General features: G+C 52.6%; 25 protein-coding genes and 1 tRNA gene. 18 read left to right on the forward strand and 8 right to left on the reverse strand.

Annotated features, from left to right (window positions below; translation table 11 throughout):
* Positions 1 to 27: 27 nt before the first annotated feature.
* The gene (gene eco, locus AABJ99_RS08175; protein WP_039020507.1) at positions 28 to 516 is read right to left on the reverse strand and encodes a serine protease inhibitor ecotin; all 489 of its coding nucleotides are present in this window, start codon (positions 514 to 516) and stop codon (positions 28 to 30) included.
* 133 nt (positions 517 to 649) lie between these two features.
* Positions 650 to 814 (reverse strand): hypothetical protein, encoded by a 165-nt coding sequence (locus tag AABJ99_RS08180; RefSeq protein ID WP_032303389.1) that lies wholly within the window; start codon positions 812 to 814, stop codon positions 650 to 652.
* Between the two features lie 108 nt (positions 815 to 922).
* Here AABJ99_RS08180 and napF point away from each other — a divergent pair, with 108 nt between their 5' ends.
* The 15 genes from napF to ccmH are packed head-to-tail and all read left to right on the forward strand — an operon-like array spanning position 923 to position 13062.
* Positions 923 to 1417 carry a ferredoxin-type protein NapF gene (napF, locus tag AABJ99_RS08185; RefSeq protein ID WP_039020508.1) on the forward strand — a complete coding sequence of 165 codons (495 nt, stop codon included), beginning with the start codon at positions 923 to 925 and terminating at the stop codon, positions 1415 to 1417.
* Positions 1407 to 1670 (forward strand): chaperone NapD, encoded by a 264-nt coding sequence (gene napD / locus AABJ99_RS08190; protein WP_000557378.1) that lies wholly within the window; start codon positions 1407 to 1409, stop codon positions 1668 to 1670. The genes napF and napD overlap by 11 nt, the downstream gene beginning before the upstream one ends.
* On the forward strand, positions 1667 to 4153 hold the full coding sequence (gene napA / locus AABJ99_RS08195) for a periplasmic nitrate reductase subunit alpha (RefSeq protein WP_000778067.1): 2487 nt from the start codon (positions 1667 to 1669) through the stop codon (positions 4151 to 4153). Before napD ends, napA begins: the two co-directional genes overlap by 4 nt.
* Positions 4154 to 4159: 6 nt before the next feature.
* Positions 4160 to 4855, forward strand: coding sequence for a ferredoxin-type protein NapG (napG, locus tag AABJ99_RS08200; protein WP_000091291.1), 696 nt, complete (start codon positions 4160 to 4162; stop codon positions 4853 to 4855).
* Complete coding sequence (napH, locus tag AABJ99_RS08205; RefSeq protein ID WP_000013515.1) at positions 4842 to 5705, forward strand: quinol dehydrogenase ferredoxin subunit NapH; 864 nt, start codon at positions 4842 to 4844, stop codon at positions 5703 to 5705. Before napG ends, napH begins: the two co-directional genes overlap by 14 nt.
* Positions 5702 to 6151 (forward strand): nitrate reductase cytochrome c-type subunit, encoded by a 450-nt coding sequence (gene napB, locus AABJ99_RS08210; protein WP_000835174.1) that lies wholly within the window; start codon positions 5702 to 5704, stop codon positions 6149 to 6151. The genes napH and napB overlap by 4 nt, the downstream gene beginning before the upstream one ends.
* Before the next feature lie 9 nt (positions 6152 to 6160).
* Complete coding sequence (gene napC, locus AABJ99_RS08215; protein WP_000528376.1) at positions 6161 to 6763, forward strand: cytochrome c-type protein NapC; 603 nt, start codon at positions 6161 to 6163, stop codon at positions 6761 to 6763.
* Positions 6764 to 6775: 12 nt separating this feature from the next.
* A complete protein-coding gene (gene ccmA / locus AABJ99_RS08220) occupies positions 6776 to 7399 on the forward strand; it encodes a cytochrome c biogenesis heme-transporting ATPase CcmA (protein WP_077782367.1) in 624 nt (207 codons plus the stop codon).
* Positions 7396 to 8058 carry a heme exporter protein CcmB gene (gene ccmB / locus AABJ99_RS08225; protein ID WP_000971730.1) on the forward strand — a complete coding sequence of 221 codons (663 nt, stop codon included), beginning with the start codon at positions 7396 to 7398 and terminating at the stop codon, positions 8056 to 8058. The genes ccmA and ccmB overlap by 4 nt, the downstream gene beginning before the upstream one ends.
* Positions 8059 to 8099: 41 nt before the next feature.
* Positions 8100 to 8837: a heme exporter protein CcmC gene (gene ccmC / locus AABJ99_RS08230; protein ID WP_001295447.1), complete on the forward strand. Its 738-nt coding sequence runs from the start codon at positions 8100 to 8102 to the stop codon at positions 8835 to 8837.
* Complete coding sequence (gene ccmD / locus AABJ99_RS08235; RefSeq protein ID WP_000186540.1) at positions 8834 to 9043, forward strand: heme exporter protein CcmD; 210 nt, start codon at positions 8834 to 8836, stop codon at positions 9041 to 9043. The genes ccmC and ccmD overlap by 4 nt, the downstream gene beginning before the upstream one ends.
* Entirely contained in the window at positions 9040 to 9519 is a 480-nt protein-coding gene (ccmE, locus tag AABJ99_RS08240; protein WP_001026418.1) for a cytochrome c maturation protein CcmE, read from the forward strand. The genes ccmD and ccmE overlap by 4 nt, the downstream gene beginning before the upstream one ends.
* Positions 9516 to 11459 carry a cytochrome c-type biogenesis heme lyase CcmF gene (gene ccmF, locus AABJ99_RS08245; RefSeq protein WP_032184638.1) on the forward strand — a complete coding sequence of 648 codons (1944 nt, stop codon included), beginning with the start codon at positions 9516 to 9518 and terminating at the stop codon, positions 11457 to 11459. Before ccmE ends, ccmF begins: the two co-directional genes overlap by 4 nt.
* Complete coding sequence (dsbE, locus tag AABJ99_RS08250; protein ID WP_000824443.1) at positions 11456 to 12013, forward strand: thiol:disulfide interchange protein DsbE; 558 nt, start codon at positions 11456 to 11458, stop codon at positions 12011 to 12013. The genes ccmF and dsbE overlap by 4 nt, the downstream gene beginning before the upstream one ends.
* Positions 12010 to 13062 carry a cytochrome c-type biogenesis thiol:disulfide oxidoreductase CcmH gene (gene ccmH, locus AABJ99_RS08255; RefSeq protein ID WP_032184637.1) on the forward strand — a complete coding sequence of 351 codons (1053 nt, stop codon included), beginning with the start codon at positions 12010 to 12012 and terminating at the stop codon, positions 13060 to 13062. The genes dsbE and ccmH overlap by 4 nt, the downstream gene beginning before the upstream one ends.
* A 212-nt stretch (positions 13063 to 13274) precedes the next feature.
* Here the strand turns inward: ccmH and narP are convergent, their stop codons facing one another.
* Positions 13275 to 13922, reverse strand: a complete 648-nt coding sequence (narP, locus tag AABJ99_RS08260; protein WP_001113637.1) for a nitrate/nitrite response regulator protein NarP — start codon at positions 13920 to 13922, stop codon at positions 13275 to 13277.
* Positions 13923 to 14240: 318 nt separating this feature from the next.
* On the opposite strand from narP, the gene yejO reads away from it, so the two are divergent.
* A complete protein-coding gene (yejO, locus tag AABJ99_RS08265) occupies positions 14241 to 16835 on the forward strand; it encodes an autotransporter YejO (protein WP_039020512.1) in 2595 nt (864 codons plus the stop codon).
* A gap of 101 nt (positions 16836 to 16936) precedes the next feature.
* On the opposite strand, the gene AABJ99_RS08270 is transcribed toward yejO, so the two are convergent.
* From AABJ99_RS08270 to yejL, 3 genes are all read right to left on the reverse strand, one after another.
* Positions 16937 to 17013: transfer RNA gene (locus AABJ99_RS08270), tRNA-Pro, on the reverse strand.
* A 74-nt stretch (positions 17014 to 17087) separates the two neighbouring features.
* Positions 17088 to 18848 (reverse strand): LPS biosynthesis-modulating metalloenzyme YejM, encoded by a 1761-nt coding sequence (gene yejM / locus AABJ99_RS08275; RefSeq protein WP_039020513.1) that lies wholly within the window; start codon positions 18846 to 18848, stop codon positions 17088 to 17090.
* A gap of 19 nt (positions 18849 to 18867) precedes the next feature.
* The gene (gene yejL, locus AABJ99_RS08280; RefSeq protein ID WP_001135667.1) at positions 18868 to 19095 is read right to left on the reverse strand and encodes a YejL family protein; all 228 of its coding nucleotides are present in this window, start codon (positions 19093 to 19095) and stop codon (positions 18868 to 18870) included.
* 181 nt (positions 19096 to 19276) lie between these two features.
* Between yejL and yejK the strand changes: the two genes are divergently transcribed.
* Entirely contained in the window at positions 19277 to 20284 is a 1008-nt protein-coding gene (yejK, locus tag AABJ99_RS08285) for a nucleoid-associated protein YejK (protein ID WP_000050789.1), read from the forward strand.
* Positions 20285 to 20424: 140 nt separating this feature from the next.
* Here the strand turns inward: yejK and rplY are convergent, their stop codons facing one another.
* Entirely contained in the window at positions 20425 to 20709 is a 285-nt protein-coding gene (rplY, locus tag AABJ99_RS08290) for a 50S ribosomal protein L25 (RefSeq protein WP_000494197.1), read from the reverse strand.
* 124 nt (positions 20710 to 20833) lie between these two features.
* Positions 20834 to 22594 (reverse strand): DEAD/DEAH box helicase, encoded by a 1761-nt coding sequence (gene radD / locus AABJ99_RS08295; RefSeq protein WP_039020514.1) that lies wholly within the window; start codon positions 22592 to 22594, stop codon positions 20834 to 20836.
* Between the two features lie 148 nt (positions 22595 to 22742).
* On the opposite strand from radD, the gene rsuA reads away from it, so the two are divergent.
* Positions 22743 to 23438, forward strand: coding sequence for a 16S rRNA pseudouridine(516) synthase RsuA (rsuA, locus tag AABJ99_RS08300; protein ID WP_032184630.1), 696 nt, complete (start codon positions 22743 to 22745; stop codon positions 23436 to 23438).
* The last annotated feature ends 22 nt before the right edge of the window (positions 23439 to 23460 follow it).

A 23460-nucleotide genomic window follows, 5' to 3' on the forward strand; every position in this document is an offset into this window, starting at 1 on the left:
CTACGGGGTGGAGCACTTCACGGCAGTTTAGCGGACTACCGCGTTGTCAATTTTCTCTTCCGCCTTCCAGATGCGGTATTTCACATCTACATTGTTTGGCGTATACACCACGATCGGCAGCTTGCTGTTGTAACGCAGCATTCCGGCATCGCCCAGATACGCGGTGACAAATTTCTTCTCTTTCTTGCCATCCGGGCAGGCCATCATCGTGGAAACCGGTGAGCTAACTTTATCAAAGACGTAATAATCATAGCCCCAGCCTTCCAGCGTTTTGCTTTCCAGCTTCCCGCCGAGACGATGCAAATTGCAATCGACCTCCAGCGTCTGACCGATTAACAGTTCTACTTTCAGGGTAGATTCATCTTCTTGCGGGGTTAACTGAATCACCTGACGCTTCATGCCTTTTTCAGCTTGCGGATAAGGCGCGATTTTTTCCAGTGGCTGGACGCTCTCTGCCGCCCAGGCGGAAGTGGTAGCGAAAGCGGCAAACAATACTGCAGGTAGAATGGTCTTCATTGTTGTATTCCCTTCGTCATTTATAGGTTTTCACCGATGATGTCGCTGAAGGTTAACATATTCATCAGATTTATTAATTTGCTTTATGAATAACTAAAAGAACATTCAGACAATTTTACCTTCTCTTTTGGTGTTAAATTCTGAGGAGTGGTAAAGCCTTGAGAAATATCTCTGGTGAATTAATCGCTATATAAATATGTTTATAACCATTTGAAATGTGAGCAAAAGCCCGTTTTTGCCACTCTTCCCACCACTCTTTTGATCCTGCTACAGGTTTTACCCCGATCGGGGTATGCATCTTTGACACATCCTTTAATATCTTAGCGGCTATAAAAATGGCTTATTAATTATGCGGTTTATTTGGTCGCTCTTAATTTTCAGAGCGCGTTAATGATGGAAGGTCAATGTGAAGATTGATGCATCCCGTCGGGGCATACTCACTGGTCGCTGGCGCAAAGCCAGTAACGGTATCCGTCCGCCCTGGTCCGGTGATGAATCTCATTTTCTGACCTATTGCACCCGCTGCGACGCCTGTATTAATGCTTGTGAAAACAACATTCTGCAACGCGGCGCGGGGGGCTATCCGAGCGTTAATTTCAAAAATAACGAGTGCAGCTTCTGTTATGCCTGCGCGCAAGCTTGCCCCGAATCGCTATTTTCTCCGCGCCACACCAGGGCCTGGGATTTGCTGTTCACCATCGGGGAGGCATGCCTGGCGTATCAGTCAGTTGAATGCCGCCGCTGTCAGGATAGCTGTGAGCCAATGGCAATTATCTTTCGCCCGACGCTCTCCGGGATCTACCAGCCGCAACTTAATAGCCAACTTTGCAACGGATGTGGAGCATGTGCAGCCAGCTGTCCGGTATCAGCCATAACTGCGGAGTATCTCCATGCACACTAACTGGCAAGTTTGCAGCCTGGTCGTGCAGGCCAAAAGCGAACGAATTTCAGACATCAGCACCCAACTGAACGCCTTTCCCGGCTGTGAAGTCGCTGTCAGCGACGCGCCGAGCGGTCAGTTGATTGTGGTGGTGGAAGCAGAAGACAGCGAAACGCTGATCCAAACCATTGAGTCAGTACGCAACGTAGAGGGCGTGCTGGCGGTGTCGCTGGTTTATCACCAGCAGGAAGAGCAAGGTGAGGAAACACCATGAAACTCAGTCGTCGTAGCTTTATGAAAGCTAACGCCGTTGCGGCCGCTGCGGCGGCTGCCGGTCTCAGCGTGCCGGGCGTTGCCCGCGCCGTTGTTGGTCAGCAGGAAGCCATTAAATGGGATAAAGCACCATGCCGTTTCTGCGGTACTGGTTGTGGCGTTCTGGTCGGAACGCAGCAGGGGCGTGTGGTGGCCTGTCAGGGCGACCCGGACGCACCGGTTAACCGTGGTCTGAACTGCATTAAGGGCTATTTCCTGCCCAAAATCATGTACGGTAAAGACCGTTTGACGCAGCCGCTTTTGCGTATGAAAAACGGTAAATATGACAAAGAAGGCGAGTTCACCCCAATCACCTGGGATCAAGCCTTCGATGTGATGGAAGAAAAATTCAAAACTGCCCTGAAAGAAAAAGGGCCGGAATCGATCGGTATGTTCGGTTCTGGTCAGTGGACTATCTGGGAAGGTTATGCCGCGTCCAAGCTGTTCAAAGCGGGCTTCCGTTCGAACAACATCGACCCGAACGCGCGTCACTGTATGGCGTCGGCGGTAGTTGGCTTTATGCGTACCTTTGGTATGGATGAGCCGATGGGCTGCTATGACGACATCGAACAGGCTGACGCGTTTGTGCTGTGGGGCGCTAACATGGCGGAGATGCACCCGATTCTCTGGTCGCGCATCACCAACCGTCGTCTCTCTAACCAGAACGTCACCGTGGCGGTGCTTTCTACCTACCAGCATCGTAGCTTCGAGCTGGCGGATAACGGCATCATCTTTACGCCACAGTCTGACCTGGTGATCCTGAACTACATCGCCAACTATATCATTCAAAACAACGCGATAAATCAGGACTTCTTTAGCAAACACGTTAACCTGCGCAAAGGGGCGACGGACATCGGCTACGGTTTACGTCCGACCCATCCGCTGGAAAAAGCAGCGAAGAATCCGGGTTCTGACGCCTCCGAACCGATGAGCTTTGAAGATTACAAAGCCTTCGTTGCTGAGTATACGCTGGAAAAAACCGCTGAAATGACCGGCGTGCCGAAAGACCAGTTAGAACAACTGGCGCAGCTGTATGCCGATCCGAACAAGAAAGTCATCTCCTACTGGACGATGGGCTTCAACCAGCATACCCGTGGCGTGTGGGCCAACAACCTGGTCTACAACCTGCACCTGCTGACTGGCAAAATTTCTCAGCCGGGTTGCGGTCCGTTCTCCCTGACCGGGCAGCCTTCCGCGTGTGGTACTGCGCGAGAAGTGGGCACCTTTGCTCACCGTCTGCCTGCGGACATGGTGGTGACCAATGAGAAACACCGTGATATCTGCGAGAAGAAGTGGAATATCCCGAGCGGCACCATTCCGGCGAAAATCGGCCTGCACGCGGTGGCACAGGACCGTGCACTGAAAGACGGCAAACTGAATGTTTACTGGACCATGTGTACCAACAACATGCAGGCCGGGCCGAACATTAATGAAGAGCGTATGCCGGGCTGGCGCGATCCGCGCAACTTTATCATCGTTTCCGATCCGTATCCGACAGTCAGTGCGCTGGCAGCCGACTTGATCCTGCCGACCGCAATGTGGGTAGAAAAAGAGGGGGCTTACGGTAACGCCGAACGCCGTACTCAATTCTGGCGTCAGCAGGTACAGGCACCGGGCGAAGCGAAATCGGATCTCTGGCAGTTAGTTCAGTTTTCCCGCCGCTTCAAAACTGAAGAAGTGTGGCCGGAAGAGTTGCTGGCGAAGAAACCGGAACTGCGTGGCAAAACGCTGTATGAGGTTCTGTATGCCACCCCGGAAGTGAGCAAATTCCCGGTATCCGAACTGGCAGAAGATCAGTTGAACGATGAATCCCGCGAGCTGGGCTTCTATCTGCAAAAAGGGCTGTTCGAAGAGTATGCATGGTTTGGTCGCGGTCACGGTCACGATCTCGCGCCGTTCGATGACTACCACAAAGCGCGCGGTCTGCGCTGGCCGGTGGTTAACGGTAAAGAAACGCAGTGGCGTTATAGCGAAGGTAACGACCCGTACGTGAAAGCGGGCGAAGGCTACAAGTTCTACGGTAAACCGGATGGCAAAGCGGTGATCTTCGCACTGCCGTTCGAACCGGCGGCGGAAGCACCGGATGAAGAGTACGATCTGTGGCTCTCTACCGGGCGTGTCCTGGAGCACTGGCACACCGGCAGTATGACTCGCCGTGTACCGGAACTGCACCGTGCCTTCCCGGAAGCGGTCCTGTTTATTCATCCGCTGGATGCGAAAGCGCGCGATCTGCGTCGTGGCGACAAAGTGAAAGTGGTTTCTCGCCGTGGCGAAGTCATCTCGATTGTTGAAACGCGCGGTCGTAACCGTCCGCCGCAGGGCCTGGTGTATATGCCGTTCTTCGACGCCGCACAGCTGGTTAACAAACTGACGCTGGATGCGACCGATCCGCTCTCGAAAGAGACGGACTTCAAGAAGTGTGCGGTCAAACTGGAGAAGGTGTAAGCCATTATGTCCCGGTCAGCGAAACCTCAAAATGGTCGCCGCCGCTTTCTGCGCGATGTCGTTCGCACAGCTGGCGGGCTGGCTGCCGTGGGTGTGGCGCTGGGGTTACAACAGCAAACCGCACGCGCATCTGGTGTGCGGTTGCGCCCGCCCGGAGCCATAAACGAGAACGCCTTTGCCAGTGCCTGTGTACGTTGCGGTCAGTGTGTTCAGGCTTGCCCTTACGACACCTTAAAACTGGCGACACTGGCCTCTGGCCTGTCGGCAGGTACGCCGTACTTTGTCGCGCGGGATATTCCTTGCGAAATGTGTGAGGACATTCCGTGCGCCAAAGTGTGCCCGAGCGGTGCGCTGGATCGAGAGATCGAATCGATCGACGACGCGCGGATGGGGCTGGCGGTGCTGGTGGATCAGGAGAACTGCCTCAACTTTCAGGGGCTGCGCTGCGATGTTTGCTATCGCGAATGCCCGAAAATTGATGAGGCAATCACCCTGGAGCTGGAGCGTAACACGCGTACCGGTAAGCACGCCCGTTTTCTGCCGACGGTTCACAGCGACGCCTGTACCGGCTGCGGTAAGTGCGAAAAAGTGTGCGTGCTGGAACAACCCGCAATCAAGGTGTTACCGCTGTCACTGGCGAAAGGGGAGTTAGGTCACCATTACCGCTTCGGCTGGCTGGAGGGGAACAATGGCAAATCGTAAACGTGACGCCGGGCGCGAGGCGCTGGAGAAAAAAGGCTGGTGGCGCAGCCACCGTTGGCTGGTGTTGCGTCGCCTTTGTCAGTTCTTCGTGCTGGGGATGTTTTTGAGCGGCCCGTGGTTTGGTGTGTGGATCTTGCACGGCAACTACAGCAGTAGCTTGTTATTCGACACCGTTCCACTGACCGATCCGCTGATGACGTTGCAAAGTCTTGCCAGCGGTCATCTGCCTGCCACGGTGGCGCTGACCGGTGCGGTGATTATCACCGTGCTCTACGCCCTGGCAGGAAAGCGATTATTTTGCAGCTGGGTCTGCCCGCTGAACCCGATTACCGATTTAGCAAACTGGTTACGCAGGCGTTTTGACCTCAATCAGTCTGCGACGATCCCACGCCACATCCGCTACGTGCTGTTGGTGGTCATTCTGGTGGGTTCGGCCTTAACCGGCACGCTCATCTGGGAATGGATCAACCCCGTTTCCCTGATGGGGCGCAGCCTGGTAATGGGCTTCGGCAGCGGCGCGCTGCTTATTCTCGCGCTGTTTTTATTTGATCTACTGGTCGTTGAACACGGCTGGTGCGGGCACATTTGTCCGGTTGGTGCACTGTATGGCGTGCTGGGTAGTAAAGGTGTGATTACCGTTGCGGCCACCGATCGGCAGAAATGTAACCGCTGTATGGATTGTTTTCATGTTTGCCCGGAACCGCATGTGCTACGTGCCCCGGTGCTGGATGAACAAAGCCCGGTGCAGGTCACCAGCCGCGATTGCATGACGTGCGGTCGCTGCGTGGATGTCTGTTCTGAGGATGTATTTACAATAACTACACGATGGAGTTCGGGAGCGAAATCATGAAAAGCCATGACCTGAAGAAAGCGCTGTGTCAATGGACGGCGATGCTGGCCCTGGTGGTAAGCGGCGCGGTTTGGGCGGCTAATGGCGTCGATTTTAGCCAGTCGCCGGAAGTATCCGGGACGCAGGAAGGGGCCATTCGGATGCCAAAAGAGCAGGATCGGATGCCGCTGAACTATGTGAATCAGCCGCCAATGATCCCGCATAGCGTTGAAGGTTATCAGGTAACGACCAATACCAACCGCTGCTTGCAGTGCCACGGTGTCGAAAGCTATCGCACCACTGGCGCGCCGCGCATTAGTCCTACTCACTTTATGGACAGCGACGGCAAAGTGGGCGCGGAAGTGGCTCCACGTCGTTATTTCTGTCTGCAATGTCACGTACCGCAGGCCGATACCGCGCCAATCGTGGGGAATACCTTTACCCCATCAAAAGGTTACGGGAAATAAGAGGTTATTATGGGAAATTCTGACCGTAAGCCTGGTCTGATTAAGCGCCTGTGGAAATGGTGGCGTACCCCCAGCCGTCTGGCACTGGGGACGCTGCTGTTGATCGGTTTTGTCGGCGGCATCGTTTTCTGGGGCGGCTTTAACACCGGGATGGAAAAAGCCAATACCGAAGAGTTCTGCATTAGCTGCCACGAAATGCGTAACACGGTGTATCAGGAATACATGGATTCCGTGCACTACAACAACCGTAGCGGCGTCCGTGCGACCTGTCCGGATTGTCACGTTCCGCACGAGTTTGTGCCGAAGATGATACGCAAGCTCAAAGCAAGTAAAGAGCTGTATGGTAAAATTTTTGGCGTTATTGACACGCCGCAGAAATTTGAAGCTCATCGCCTGACGATGGCACAGAATGAGTGGCGGCGCATGAAGGACAATAACTCGCAGGAGTGTCGTAACTGTCACAACTTCGAGTATATGGATACAACCGCCCAGAAATCAGTTGCCGCTAAGATGCACGACCAGGCGGTGAAAGATGGGCAAACCTGTATTGATTGCCATAAAGGGATCGCACACAAGCTACCCGATATGCGCGAAGTCGAGCCAGGTTTTTAACAGGGTTATTGCGTGGGTATGCTTGAAGCCAGAGAGTTACTTTGCGAGCGGGATGAACGAACCTTATTTAGTGGTTTGTCATTTACGCTGAACGCAGGAGAGTGGGTACAAATCACCGGCAGCAACGGCGCGGGGAAGACAACGCTTCTCCGTTTGCTGACGGGGTTGTCTCGCCCTGACGCGGGTGACGTTCTCTGGCAAGGGCAGCCCTTGCATCAGGTACGCGACAGCTACCATCAAAACCTGTTATGGATAGGCCATCAGCCGGGGATCAAAACCCGGCTGACGGCGTTAGAAAATCTGCACTTTTATCATCGCAATGGCGATACCGCACAATGTCTGGAAGCCCTGGCGCAGGCCGGGCTTGCCGGATTCGAAGATATTCCGGTAAATCAACTTTCTGCCGGGCAGCAACGCCGCGTCGCTTTAGCACGTCTGTGGTTGACCCGTGCCACGTTGTGGATACTCGACGAACCTTTTACCGCGATTGACGTTAACGGCGTCGATCGTCTGACCCAGCGTATGGCGCAGCATACAGAGCAGGGGGGGATTGTGATTCTGACTACCCACCAGCCGCTCAACGTTACTGAAAGTAAAATTCGCCGCATTTCACTGACGCAAACGGGGGCCGCATGATGTTCTGGCGCATTTTCCGTCTTGAGCTGCGCGTAGCGTTTCGCCATAGCGCCGAAATCGCCAACCCGCTGTGGTTCTTCCTGATTGTAATTACCCTTTTTCCGCTCAGTATCGGTCCGGAGCCGCAACTGCTGGCGCGTATTGCGCCGGGCATTATCTGGGTTGCCGCGCTGCTTTCATCCTTGCTGGCACTGGAACGACTGTTCCGTGACGATTTGCAGGACGGCAGTCTTGAACAATTGATGTTGTTGCCGTTACCCTTGCCCGCCGTTGTGCTGGCGAAGGTGATGGCGCACTGGATGGTAACAGGTCTGCCGTTACTCATCCTTTCGCCTCTGGTAGCAATGCTACTGGGAATGGATGTTTATGGCTGGCAAGTGATGGCGCTGACGCTGCTGCTGGGAACCCCAACGCTTGGTTTTCTCGGTGCGCCGGGCGTGGCGCTGACAGTGGGACTTAAGCGCGGTGGTGTGCTGCTCAGCATACTGGTATTACCGCTGACTATCCCATTACTCATCTTTGCCACCGCCGCGATGGACGCGGCTTCCATGCATTTGCCCGTTGACGGGTATCTGGCAATTTTAGGCGCGTTGCTGGCAGGCACCGCGACATTAAGTCCTTTTGCGACGGCGGCAGCGTTACGAATCAGCATTCAATAACGCTGGATTACTGATTTTTGTTCGAGTCTGGTATCGAAACTATGTGGAAAACACTGCATCAACTGGCGATCCCACCACGGCTGTATCAAATCTGTGGCTGGTTTATACCGTGGCTGGCAATTGCCAGTGTGGTCGTGCTTACCGTCGGCTGGATCTGGGGATTCGGCTTTGCTCCGGCTGATTATCAGCAGGGAAATAGCTATCGCATTATCTACCTGCATGTGCCTGCGGCGATCTGGTCGATGGGCATTTATGCATCAATGGCGGTGGCGGCGTTTATTGGCCTTGTCTGGCAGATGAAAATGGCTAACCTGGCGGTCGCGGCGATGGCTCCCATTGGTGCCGTGTTTACCTTTATTGCCCTGGTCACTGGCTCCGCATGGGGAAAACCGATGTGGGGCACCTGGTGGGTATGGGACGCACGCCTGACCTCTGAACTGGTGCTGCTGTTTCTGTATGTTGGTGTGATTGCCCTGTGGCACGCCTTCGACGATCGCCGTCTGGCGGGCCGTGCGGCAGGTATTCTGGTGCTGATTGGCGTGGTGAACCTGCCGATTATTCATTACTCCGTGGAGTGGTGGAACACCCTGCATCAGGGATCAACGCGGATGCAGCAAAGTATCGATCCGGCGATGCGTTCGCCGCTGCGCTGGTCGATTTTTGGCTTCCTGCTGCTGTCTGCCACGCTGACGCTGATGCGGATGCGTAATTTAATTTTGCTGATGGAAAAACGCCGTCCGTGGGTGAGTGAACTGATACTGAAAAGAGGCCGTAAATGACCCCTGCATTTGCTTCCTGGAATGAATTTTTCGCAATGGGCGGTTACGCCTTTTTTGTCTGGCTGGCGGTGGTGATGACCGTTATTCCGCTGGTGGTTTTGGTCGTGCACTCGGTGATGCAGCATCGCGCAATTCTGCGTGGCGTGGCGCAACAGCGGGCGCGTGAGGCGCGTTTACGTGCTGCGCAACAGCAGGAGGCTGCATGAATATTCGCCGTAAAAACCGCTTGTGGATTGCCTGTGCCGTGCTGGCGGGGCTGGCGCTGACTATCGGTCTGGTGCTATATGCGCTGCGCTCGAATATCGATCTCTTTTATACGCCGGGGGAAATTCTCTACGGCAAGCGTGAAACTCAACAGATGCCGGAAGTCGGGCAGCGTCTGCGCGTTGGCGGGATGGTGATGCCGGGTAGCGTGCAGCGCGATCCCAATTCGCTGAAAGTAACGTTCACCATTTACGACGCTGAAGGTTCAGTAGATGTATCTTATGAAGGCATTTTGCCGGATCTGTTCCGTGAAGGGCAGGGCGTTGTGGTGCAGGGCGAACTGGAAAAAGGTAATCATATCCTCGCGAAAGAAGTACTGGCGAAACACGATGAAAACTACACGCCGCCAGAAGTCGAGAAAGCGATGGAAGCTAATCACCGTCGCCCGGCGAGTGTTTATAAGGACCCAGCATCATGATGCCAGAAATTGGTAACGGACTGCTATGCCTGGCGCTAGGAATTGCGCTGTTGCTGTCCGTGTATCCGCTATGGGGCGTGGCGCGCGGGGATGCGCGCATGATGGCTTCTTCGCGCTTGTTTGCCTGGCTGCTATTTATGTCTGTGGCTGGCGCATTTTTGGTGCTGGTCAATGCTTTCGTGGTGAATGACTTTACTGTCACCTATGTTGCCAGCAACTCCAATACCCAGCTTCCGGTGTGGTATCGCGTGGCGGCAACCTGGGGTGCGCATGAAGGCTCGCTACTGCTGTGGGTGCTGCTGATGAGCGGCTGGACCTTTGCGGTGGCGATTTTTAGTCAGCGTATTCCGCTGGATATTGTGGCCCGTGTACTGGCGATAATGGGGATGGTCAGTGTCGGCTTTTTGCTGTTCATTCTCTTTACCTCTAACCCGTTCTCACGCACGTTGCCGAACTTCCCGATTGAAGGGCGCGATCTTAACCCGCTGTTGCAGGATCCAGGGCTGATCTTCCATCCGCCTCTGCTCTATATGGGGTACGTCGGTTTCTCGGTGGCGTTTGCTTTTGCCATTGCTTCTTTGCTGAGTGGGCGTCTGGACAGCACTTACGCACGCTTTACCCGTCCGTGGACGCTGGCGGCGTGGATCTTCCTGACGCTCGGCATTGTGCTCGGTTCCGCATGGGCCTATTACGAACTCGGCTGGGGCGGCTGGTGGTTCTGGGATCCGGTAGAAAACGCCTCATTTATGCCGTGGTTGGTGGGTACTGCGCTGATGCACTCGCTGGCGGTCACTGAACAGCGTGCCAGCTTCAAAGCGTGGACATTACTGCTGGCAATCAGTGCCTTCTCGCTGTGTCTGTTGGGGACTTTCCTCGTGCGTTCCGGCGTGCTGGTATCGGTACACGCGTTTGCGTCTGATCCGGCGCGCGGTATGTTTATCCTCGCCTTTATGGTGCTGGTGATTGGCGGTTCGCTGCTGCTGTTTGCCGCGCGTGGACACAAAGTTCGCTCACGCGTAAACAATGCGCTGTGGTCGCGGGAATCTCTGCTGTTAGCGAACAACGTTTTGCTGGTCGCCGCAATGCTGGTGGTATTGCTGGGGACGCTGCTGCCGCTGGTGCACAAGCAACTGGGACTGGGCAGCATTTCGATTGGCGAACCGTTCTTCAACACCATGTTTACCTGGCTGATGGTGCCGTTTGCGCTACTACTGGGTGTCGGTCCTCTGGTGCGCTGGGGGCGCGATCGCCCACGTAAAATCCGCAATTTATTGATTATCGCCTTCATCTCTACGCTGGTGCTGTCTCTGCTGTTGCCGTGGCTGTTCGAAAGCAAAGTTGTGGCGATGACGGTGCTCGGCCTGGCAATGGCCTGCTGGATTGCTGTGCTGGCAATTGCGGAAGCTGCGCTGCGTATTTCACGCGGCACGAAAACCACCTTCAGTTATTGGGGAATGGTGGCGGCTCACCTGGGGCTGGCAGTGACAATTGTTGGTATTGCCTTTAGCCAGAACTTTAGCGTTGAGCGTGATGTGCGCATGAAGTCCGGCGATAGCGTCGATATTCATGAATATCGCTTCACCTTCCGTGATGTCAAAGAGGTGACTGGCCCGAACTGGCGCGGCGGTGTGGCGACTATCGGCGTAACGCGCGATGGCAAGCCGGAAACGGTGCTGTATGCGGAAAAACGTTATTACAACACTGCCGGGTCGATGATGACCGAAGCGGCGATTGACGGCGGCATCACGCGTGACCTGTACGCCGCGCTCGGTGAAGAGTTGGAAAACGGCGCGTGGGCCGTGCGTCTTTACTACAAACCGTTTGTTCGCTGGATTTGGGCGGGCGGGCTGATGATGGCATTGGGCGGGCTGCTGTGCCTGTTTGATCCTCGCTATCGTAAGCGCGTGAACCCGCAGAAAACTGCGCCGGAGGCTGTATGAAGCGCAAAGTATTGTTAATTCCTTTGATTATCTTCCTGGCGATTGCCGCGGCGCTGCTGTGGCAGCTGGCGCGTAATGCCGAAGGGGATGATCCGACCAATCTGGAATCGGCGCTCATTGGCAAGCCGGTGCCGAAGTTTCGCCTCGAATCACTGGACAACCCGGGGCAGTTTTATCAGGCGGATGTGCTGACTCAGGGCAAACCAGTGCTGCTTAACGTCTGGGCGACCTGGTGTCCGACCTGCCGTGCGGAACATCAATATCTGAATCAGCTTTCTGCGCAGGGCATCCGAGTGGTCGGCATGAACTATAAAGACGATCGCCAGAAGGCAATCAGCTGGCTGAAAGAGCTGGGCAATCCTTACGCACTAAGCCTGTTTGATGGCGACGGCATGTTAGGGCTGGATCTCGGTGTCTATGGTGCACCAGAAACGTTCCTCATCGACGGCAACGGCATCATTCGCTATCGCCATGCGGGTGATCTCAATCCCCGCGTCTGGGAAGAAAAGATCAAGCCGTTGTGGGAGAAATACAGTAAGGAGGCCGCACAATGAGGTTTTTATTGGGCGTGCTGATGCTGATGATCTCCGGCTCAGCGCTGGCGACCATCGACGTGTTGCAGTTTAAAGATGAAGCACAGGAACAACAGTTTCGTCAGCTTACTGAAGAACTGCGCTGCCCGAAATGCCAGAATAACAGCATTGCCGATTCCAACTCGATGATTGCCACCGACCTGCGCCAGAAAGTGTACGAACTGATGCAGGAAGGTAAAAGTAAGAAAGAGATTGTCGATTATATGGTGGCGCGTTACGGCAACTTCGTCACTTACGACCCGCCGTTAACGCCGCTGACCGTTCTGCTGTGGGTGCTTCCGGTAGTGGCTATTGGCATTGGCGGTTGGGTCATTTACGCCCGTTCGCGGCGTCGGGTACGCGTGGTGCCGGAAGCGTTTCCTGAACAAAGCGTGCCGGAAGGTAAGCGTGCCGGATATGTTGTTTATCTGCCGGGTATTGTGGTGGCGTTAATTGTGGCTGGCGTCAGCTACTACCAGACCGGCAATTATCAGCAGGTGAAAATTTGGCAGCAGGCCACGGCACAGGCGCCAGCGTTACTGGACAGGGCGCTGGATCCGAAAGCTGAGCCGCTCAACGAAGAAGAGATGTCGCGCCTGGCGCTGGGGATGCGTACTCAACTGCAAAAAAATCCGGGAGATATAGAAGGCTGGATTATGTTGGGACGCGTTGGCATGGCGCTGGGTAACGCCAGTATCGCCACCGATGCATACGCCACTGCGTATCGCCTCGATCCGAAGAACAGTGATGCTGCACTCGGATACGCTGAAGCGTTGACACGTTCATCTGATCCCAATGACAACCGCCTGGGTGGTGAACTGCTACGCCAGTTGGTGAGAACGGACCATAGCAATATCCGTGTGTTAAGCATGTATGCGTTTAATGCCTTTGAGCAGCAGCGATTTGGCGAAGCCGTTGCCGCGTGGGAGATGATGTTGAAACTCTTACCTGCCAACGATACTCGCCGTGCGGTGATTGAACGCAGTATCGCGCAGGCGATGCAACACTTATCACCACAGGAGAGTAAATAAGAACAAGCCCGATGGTGATGCCATCGGGCCAGACTGATGGCAAAGTGCGCTTTGTTTATGCCAGATGCGGCGTAAACGCCTTATTCAGCCTACAAAATCGTGCGAACTCAATACATTGCTCGATCCGCGTAGGCCTGATAAGCGTAGCGCATCAGGCCGTTTTGCGTTTGTCATCAATATCAGCCCGAGGGTAAATCCATTGGGCTATTTTTTTATTGTGCCCCACGTTGTTGCAGGAACAGAATGGTGGCCGCCACGCGTGAGCGGACATTGAGTTTACGCAGCAGATTACGGATATGGACTTTTACCGTCTGCTCGGAAATATTCAACACCGAGGCAATCTGTTTATTTGACAGCCCCTGTGCCAGCTCGTGCAGAACATCCAGCTCGCGTTCTGTCAGCACGCTGAAGGGGTCTTCTTCCGCGCCAAACATTTCACGTTCACGTAAGTACTGATTGACGCGTTCGCTAAAGACTTTGCTGCCTTTCGCTCCGGCACGAATCGCTTCCAGCAACACTTCCGGGTCGCTGTCTTTCAACAGATAACCGTCTGCGCCTGCGTCTATCAGCGCAAAGACATCGCTGGAGGCATCTGATACGGTCAGGATAATAATTTGCGCGGTAACGCCATCCCTGCGCAAGGCATTGAGGGTATCCAGGCCACTCATACCTTTCATATTGAGATCCAGCAAGATCACGTCGATATCCAGTCTATTCGCCAGATCGATAGCACTCGCGCCGTCGCCCGCTTCGGCGACCACTTCAAAGCCAGGATCAAGCTCCAGTAACTGACGAACACCGCGTCGCATAAGTGGATGATCATCCACAATCATCACCTGAAAAGGCGTTGCTTCAGGCATAGTACTCTCCTGAGGTTTTATTAGAATCATTATGTTTGAGCGTAGCGTTGGAAACGCTACCAGGCGCGTGAATGTTACCCCATTTTATGTATGGACATGTAGTGAAAAGTACAGCTCAGTAGTTCACTCTCGCATCATTTTCATTATAAAGACGGAATTTTGCATCAGCTTCTCATCAAGAAAAACAACTAAAAAATCAATCACAATACTTGTGCATTTCTTTAAACAGTTTTTAAAAACTGACTCCGGGTATGGCGCTATGGGTATTTTCAGTACCCAATGCTTTTACAGCAATTAATTTCATAGGATGAAAGATTAATGCATCACTCTGGTTCTGTTTCTCTTTGTCGTTCCGCAATATCTGTTCTGGTGGCTACAGCGTTATATTCTCCCATAGCATTGGCATCAACTGTTGAGTATGGAACGACTGTTGATGGTGTTGTCCTGGAAAAAGATATCCAGCTGGTTTATGGGACCGCAAATAATACGAAAATCACTCCCAGCGGAGAACAGCATATAAAAGAATGTGGTGTAAGTAATAATGCTGAAATCAACGGAGGGTATCAGTACATTGAAGCATATGGCTCAGCAGAATACTCAGTATTAAATGATGGTTATCAAATTGTTCAATTGGGTGGTGCAGCAAACCAAACTACCATCAATAATGGTGTGTTACAGGTTTATGGAGCTGCTAATGAAGCCACTATTAAAGGCGGGCGCTTACTCGTTGAAACCGAAGGCATTGCCATCTTCGCCGTTATCGAAAAGGGAGGACTACTGGAGGTTAAAGATGGCGGATTAGCATTTGCGGTAGATCAGAAAGCAGGCGGTGCGATTAAAACAACCACGCGGGCCATGGAGGTATTCGGAACAAACCGTCTCGGTCAGTTTGATATCAAAGATGGGGTTGCTAACAATATGCTGTTGGAAAACGGCGGAAGTTTGCGGGTTGAAGAGAATGACTTCGCTTATAATACCACTGTGGATAGTGGTGGTTTACTGGAGGTTATGGATGGCGGGACTGCAACTGGCGTTGACAAAAAAGCAGGCGGAAAATTAATTGTTTCAACGAATGCGCTGGAAGTGAGTGGTACAAACAGTAAAGGCCAATTTAGTATAAAAGATGGTGTGTCAAAAAATTATGAACTGGATGATGGTTCCGGGCTAATTGTTATGGAGGGCACTCAGGCAATTGACACTATCCTTGATGAGCATGCAACCATGCAATCGTTGGGAAGAGATACTGGTACGAGAGTGCAGGCACATGCAGTTTATGATCTTGGTCGGTCAGTGCAGAATGGAAGCATAAAATATTCCTCAAATGCTATATCTGAAAATATGGTTATCGATAATGGTCGCGCTAATGTCTGGACTGGCACAATGGTTAACGTAACAGTCAGAGGAAATGAGGGCATTATTGATGCAATGGCGCTGGAATTAAATTTTTATACACCGGCTACATTATTAGGTGACGTGGTGGTTTCTGATGGTGCATCTTTAAGAACGCATGGCGCAGTGGATACCAGTAAAGCAGATGTTTCTATCGAAGAGAGTTTTTGGGCTATTATTGCCGATATCAATAATATAAACCAAAACACCCGTCTCAATTTAGCAAACCTGGTGATGTCAGACGGAACTGTCGTTATGATGGCTGAGCCAGTGACTCGTTCATCTGTGACGGCAAGTGCGGAAAATTTCACTACGTTGACCACCAATACCCTGTCGGGAAACGGCAATTTTTATATGCGCACCGATATGGCTAATCATCAGAGCGATCGGCTCAACGTGACCGGTCAGGCAACAGGTGATTTCAAAATATTTGTGACGGACACGGGGGCCAGCCCGGCAGCAGGTGATAGCCTTACACTGGTAACAACGGGCGGCGGTGATGCTGCATTTACCTTGGGCAATGCCGGAGGCGTTGTTGATATCGGTACGTATGAATATACCTTGCTGGATAATGGCAACCATAGCTGGAGTCTGGCAGAGAATCGCGCGCAAATTACCCCTTCAACCACTGATGTGCTGAATATGGCGGCAGCACAACCGCTGGTATTTGATGCAGAACTGGACACCGTGCGTGAGCGTCTTGGTAGCGTAAAAGGCGTTAATTACGATACGGCGATGTGGAGTTCGGCAATTAACACCCGCAACAACGTGACCACTGATGCGGGAGCTGGCTTTGAGCAAACATTGACGGGGCTGACGCTCGGTATCGATAGCCATTTCTCCCGTGAAGAAAGCAGCACAATTCGCGGCTTGTTCTTTGGTTACTCTCATTCTGATATTGGTTTTGATCGCGGCGGCAAAGGCAATATTGATAGCTACACCCTGGGGGCTTATGCCGGTTGGGAGCATCAGAACGGTGCCTATGTTGATGGGGTGGTGAAAGTTGACCGTTTTGCCAACACCATCCATGGCAAGATGAGTAATGGGGCAACAGCGTTTGGCGATTACAATAGTAACGGCGCGGGTGCTCATGTTGAGAGCGGGTTCCGTTGGGTTGACGGATTGTGGAGTGTTAGACCCTATCTCGCCTTTACCGGCTTTACCACAGATGGTCAGGACTACACGTTATCAAACGGCATGCGCGCGGATGTGGGAAATACCCGCATATTACGCGCTGAAGCGGGAACGGCGGTAAGCTATCACATGGACCTGCAAAACGGTACGACGCTGGAACCCTGGCTGAAAGCCGCCGTGCGTCAGGAATACGCCGATTCTAACCAGGTGAATGTTAATGACGACGGCAAATTTAATAATGACGTGGCTGGAACCCGTGGCGTTTATCAGGCTGGAATAAGGTCATCGTTTACCCCGACGTTAAGCGGTCATTTGTCAGTCAGCTATGGCAATGGCGCGGGGGTAGAATCACCGTGGAATACCCAGGCGGGTGTGGTCTGGACGTTCTGATATCAGAAAATAAACAGGCCGTAATGTGTCGCGGTCTGTTTATCAAATTAATCGCAGATATAAAAAAACCAACCGCAATAGGTTGGTTTTCTTGGGATTTTTGGTCGGCACGAGAGGATTTGAACCTCCGACCCCCGACACCCCATGACGGTGCGCTACCAGGCTGCGCTACGTGCCGACTCGTGGCTGCTAATACTACCGTTTTCCACAACGAATGCAAGTAAGATATTTCGCTAACTGATTTATAATTAATCAGTTAGCGATAAAACGCTTCTCGTCTGTCAGCACCTGCAATAACAAACTTAACTGTGGTTTTTCATCTTTCACTCTTTCACCACGTAAGTTGTACGTGCGGTATTTACCGTTATTGTTCAGCACTAACGTCATTTTCGGGGTGGTAATTGCCAGCGTATCGTTATCCGCAGCCGTAACCCAGTAATGACGGCGTTGGGGGTTGAACAAATCCTGACCTTGTGAATATTCGCTGGCAGGTGTGCTGACATGTAGCAGGCGTTGCATCAGTGTCGTCATCAGATCGGTATGATCGGTCAGGGCATTAATACGCTGCGCCGGTGTGCCGGGCCAGTGAATCACTAATGGCACCTGAAGATGACCGTGGGACCAGTCAAAGGTTTCTTCCCCTTCGTTCAGCGGAATACCCCGGCCGGCAGTGATAATCACCACCGTATTGTCCAGTTTGCCAGAATCACGCAGTGCATTGAGCACGCGGTTGATCTGGTCATCGACATTGCCTGCCGCCCGGCTATATTTCCGTGCAAATGCCTGCTGATTGCTGTCGTCAATGTTAGTGCCATTGAAAGAGACCCACGAGAACCAGCGGTTATCTTCTTGTGCGTAGCGGCCCAGCCAGTTGATCCACTGCGTGGCGGTCTGCTCGTCGGATTGGGTACGTACGCTCGGCATCGAGAAATCTGACAACAATGCCTGGCGATACAGCGGGCTGGTAAAGCCATCTGACGAGAATAACCCCAGCTGATAGCCTTGCTGATTAAGCGCAGTAATTAACGCCGCAGGCGTACGGGTCGACAGAATGCCGTCCATATAGCTTGGCGAGATGCCATAGAACAGGCCAAAGATGCCGTTGTCTGTAGTGTTGCCGGAGCTCATATGGCGCGTGAACGAAATATTTTGCTCAGCAAAACCTGCCAGCGCAGGCATCTGTTTCTCGAAGCGTGAGTAATTCAGGCCATCGACAGTGATCAACAGCACATTCTGCCCGGTGCCCATATCGCGATAGCGCAGCTCGCTTAACGGATACTGAACGGAAACAGCGTCTGGGTTACCTTGCTCAATAAGACGGCGTTGATACTCCTGCGCATCAAGCAGACCATGCTTCTCAAGAAAACGTCGCGCCGTCATCGGGTACGAAAGCGGCAGGTTAGCGCGCTGCATGGTGATCGGGCGATAGAAGTTGGCATCGGCCCAGATATACACCACATGCGAGGCAATAAAAGCGATAAATAAGAATGCGGCCAGCGGGCGCGCGAAGCGCCGACGACGCGTCAGGCTGCGTAGCTTTTGCCAGCTCCACGTCGCAAACACCAGTTCAAGCAATAAAATAACCGGCACGCTAATGAACATCAGCTGCCAGTCGCGCGCCATCTCATTTTCGTCTGGGTTGATAACCAACTGCCAGACGATGGGATTAAGATGGAGATGGAAACGAGTAAAGACTTCGCTATCGATCAGTAATAGCGTCATTCCCGCCGTTGCTAAAATGACGGACAAAAACCTCATCAGCCTCTGGGAGCCGACGATAAAAGTCAGCGGGAAGAGGATCAGCAAGTAGGTGGCGAACACCAGGAAGCTGAAATGGCCGATAATGCTTACGTAGGAATAAATGCGACCAGCAAGCGTTGTCGGCCAGTCGGCGATAAACAGGTAACGGCTGCCAATGACGAGCGAAAGCAGAATATTGAACAGTGCAAACCAGTGCCCCCAACTGACCATCTGGGAGACTTTTTCACGGTAGCGCTGACGATGAGTTACCATAACCTGTTATCTGTTTCCCTTAGTGCGCTTTGTCTTCGTTGATAGAGGACTGTAAGGCGCGGGCAAAAGAGTTGGCAATAGCCTGGCGTTGGGCCGGGGCAATGCTGGTGTTGATAAGGTTAGTGACCATGTTGCCTAACACCATCAGGGAAAGGTCGGTCGGAGCCTTATGTTTTTCCAGTACGTTGAGCAGCTCTGCGAGCAATTGTTCAACCTGTTCATCACTGTAGCGGGAAATTTGTGGCATAAATCGAAATCAGTTAGTTGATGAAAGGGCAACATATTACCGTAGCAACGGTTTTTTTTCTGCTTTTTTATGCGTTAAATCATTCTCGTTACGCCGCCTTCTGTAAAATGACCGCCATCTTTTATTGCGTCGCTTAACCGGCGGTGGTTGAATACCGCCCGGTCTTAAAGGAGAGTTTATCATGAGTCTGGATATCAACCAGATTGCTCTGCACCAGCTTATCAAGCGTGATGAGCAGAACCTTGAGCTGGTGTTGCGCGATTCATTGCTGGAACCGACGGAAACCGTCGTTGAGATGGTGGCAGAACTGCATCGGGTCTATAGCGCCAAAAATAAAGCATACGGCTTGTTCAGCGAAGAGAGTGAACTGGCGCAGACGCTGCGCTTACAGCGTCAGGGCGAAGAGGACTTTCTGGCATTTAGCCGCGCGGCAACCGGTCGCCTGCGTGACGAATTAGCGAAATATCCTTTTGCTGACGGTGGATTCGTGCTGTTTTGCCACTATCGCTATCTGGCGGTGGAGTATCTGCTGGTGGCAGTTCTGAGCAACCTGAGCAGTATGCGTGTTAACGAAAATCTCGACATCAACCCAACCCATTATCTTGATATCAATCATGCGGATATTGTTGCGCGTATCGATTTAACCGAGTGGGAAACCAATCCAGAGTCGACCCGCTATCTCACTTTCCTGAAAGGGCGAGTAGGGCGCAAAGTGGCCGATTTCTTCATGGACTTCCTCGGTGCCAGCGAAGGGTTGAACGCGAAAGCGCAAAACCGCGGATTATTGCAGGCGGTTGATGATTTCACTGCCGAAGCACAACTGGATAAAGCAGAACGGCAGAACGTGCGTCAGCAGGTCTACAGCTACTGTAATGAGCAATTGCAGGCGGGTGAAGAGATCGAGCTTGAATCGCTGTCGAAAGAGCTGGCGGGCGTCAGCGAAGTGAGCTTCACGGAATTTGCGGCTGAAAAAGGCTACGAACTTGAAGAGAGCTTCCCGGCAGACCGTAGCACGTTGCGTCAGTTGACGAAGTTTGCCGGTAGCGGCGGTGGCTTGACTATTAACTTTGATGCGATGCTGTTGGGCGAACGGATTTTCTGGGATCCGGCGACCGATACCCTGACCATTAAAGGCACGCCGCCGAACCTGCGCGATCAATTGCAGCGCCGGACGTCTGGCGGCAATTAATCGGTTTGGTGTTATGAATGCCAGATGCGGCGTGAACGCCTTATCTGGCCTACAAAAAATAGCAATACCGTAATCAGGCATAATTTGCAGATACAAAAAACCCCGCCGGAGCGGGGTTTTTTTTACAACTTATTCAGCGATTAAGCGCGAACGAAGTCGATGTGCAGCAGCTTAGGTTTGTACGGGTGACGCTGTACGTCCTGAGCTTTAACTTTGATTTCTTTACCGTCAACAACGATGGTCAGAACTTCGCTGTAGAATTCAGCTTTAACTTGCATGTTCATGACTTTGTCGTGATCCAGAGCAACAGCCAGCGGCGCTTCGTTGCCACCGTAGATGATTGCCGGGAATTTGTTAGCGGTACGCAGGCGGCGGCTCGCACCCTTACCCTGCTCGTTACGTACTTCTGCGTTGATAGTAAACATTTCTTTCTCTCTTAAATTAATCCTGCTACAGGCGACCCAGCAACAGGTAAGTGATCTGCTTTGCATATGCAAAAGCGGGCGAGATTCTATACTCAATCGCCTTGCACATCAATTAAAACTACCATTAACCGCGTAATTCGTGTGCCCGACGAAAACGACCTTCGTAATCAAACACTTTTTCGCGCACTTGCCAGTACTGGCCTTTCATTCGTGCGACGACGAAATCCGGATGGCGCAGCAACGCTTGTTGGGCGAGGATATCAGCAGCGGTGATCCAGCGCAGAGGGATGCCCGGTGTACGCGTATGCGGGCGGATAAAAAGCTGCTCGAAGGCGGAACGCTGGGCGGGCGTTTGCAGACGGAAACGCTCACTCACATCCGCGCCGTCTTCATCGTAATAGGTGATTTTCAGCCATTCGCCTTTCTCGTCGTGCCCATGCTGTAAAGACATGCCGCTACAGCGTAATACCAGCGCGTCTTTCAGTCGTAGCGCCGCTTTTAACATATCGTCCGGATCAACCAGAATGGTGTCACATTCGCGGCAGCGGCGGGCGGCTATATCATTTTCTGCGTTACATTGTGGGCAATTCTTAAAACGGAAGCGGAAGTCACACTGTTCGCGATGACCGTCGTCATCTTCAAACCATCCCTGACAACGACGACCAAAGTGTTCAATCAATGTCCCGTCAGCGGTCGTTTTCCCCCAAAAGGTGTTGGCAAAACCACAGGCAGGGCAGAAAACCTGTACCGGAACGTTGTCGCTTTTGCCCTTAGGTGTACCAACTTCCGGCGCGTAGAGATCGTGAGGATTACCCGCATAATCAAGAATTAAGCAATCAGTTTTGCCGGGAGCCAGACGCAGACCGCGCCCGACAATTTGTTGGTAAAGACTCACTGATTCGGTAGGGCGCAGAATAGCGATAAGATCGACGTGCGGGGCGTCAAATCCGGTGGTCAGTACCGCGACGTTGACCAGATAGCGAAAACGCTGGGCTTTAAAATCTTCAATTAATACATCGCGTTCAGCGCCTGGCGTGTCGCCGGTAATAAGTGCTGCATCCTCAGCGGGCAGCAAGCCGACAATCTCTTTTGCGTGTTCGACTGTCGCAGCGAAAATCATCACCCCTTTGCGCGTTGCGGCGAACTCCATAATCTGGCTGATGATGTGCGGGGTAATACGTTGCTGTTTTTTCAGCTCGCGGTTGAGATCGGCTTCGCTGAACAGCCCGTTACTCTGTGCCTGCAATCGGCTGAAATCGTATTGCACTACTGGCATATCCAGTCGTTCTGGCGGCGTCAGATAGCCGTGTTTAATCATATAACGCAGCGGCAGCTCATAAATACAGTCGCGGAAAAGGGCTTTCTCATCGCCGCGTACCATGCCGTGATAATGAAACTGATAAATCCAGCCTTTGCCCAACCGAAAAGGCGTGGCAGTCAGCCCTAACAGGCGTAAGCGGGGATTCACTTTTGTCAGGTGAGTGAGGATTTGCTGATATTGGCTTTCTTCATCGTCACCAATACGATGGCATTCATCGACAATCAACAGTGAAAATTCACCCTGAAAGGCATCAAGGTTACGGGCGACCGATTGCACGCTGCCAAATACTACTTTACCGTGGCTCTCTTTACGCTTCAGCCCGGCGGCAAAAATATCGGCTTCCAGCCCCAGCGCCTGATATTTTGCATGGTTTTGCGCCACCAGCTCTTTAACGTGTGCCAGCACCAGCACACGACCACGCGCCAGCCGCGCCAGTTCCGCTATCACCAGGCTTTTACCTGCACCGGTGGGCAGCACGATAACGGCAGGGGTTTTATGACGACGAAAATGGTTGAGCGTGGCATCCACGGCTTCTTGCTGATATGGACGGAGTGTAAAAATCATGGTCTCGCGTAGGTAGATTATTCTGCTAATAGTATGCCATGGATCTTTTTCCCTTGAGGGATGTTATTAGACCGCTATACTGGGCAGACAACAGTTCAGATTTTCGGGTCAATGCCCGACCTCCGTTTTTACAGGCAAAATCACACACATGCGACTTGATAAATTTATCGCACAGCAACTCGGCGTTAGCCGTGCTATTGCCGGGCGTGAAATCCGCGGCAATCGTGTCACCGTCGATGGCGAAATCGTCCGTAACGCAGCGTTCAAACTTCTACCTGAACATGAAGTCGCTTACGATGGCAATCCGCTGGCGCAGCAACACGGTCCACGTTACTTCATGCTCAATAAGCCTCAGGGCTATGTTTGCTCAACTGATGACCCGGATCACCCAACGGTGCTCTATTTTCTTGATGAACCGGTAGCGTGGAAACTGCACGCCGCAGGGCGTCTGGATATCGATACCACCGGTCTGGTGCTGATGACTGATGATGGTCAGTGGTCGCACCGCATTACTTCTCCGCGCCATCATTGCGAGAAGACCTATCTGGTGACGCTGGAATCACCCGTAGCTGACGATACGGCAGAGCAATTTGCTAAAGGCGTGCAGCTGCATAACGAAAAAGATCTCACTAAGCCGGCGATGCTGGAAGTGATTACCCCAACGCAGGTTCGTCTGACCATCAGCGAAGGGCGTTATCATCAGGTGAAACGCATGTTCGCCGCCGTGGGTAACCACGTGGTTGAGCTGCATCGTGAACGTATTGGCGGCATTACGCTGGATGCTGATTTAGCCCCCGGTGAATATCGTCCGTTAACTGAAGAAGAAATTGCCAGCGTCGTCTAACTTTTTAATGACTTTCAGGAGC

Origin of the sequence: Escherichia coli (assembly GCF_036503815.1) — a bacterium.
GTDB classification, from domain to species: Bacteria; Pseudomonadota; Gammaproteobacteria; order Enterobacterales; family Enterobacteriaceae; genus Escherichia; species Escherichia coli_F.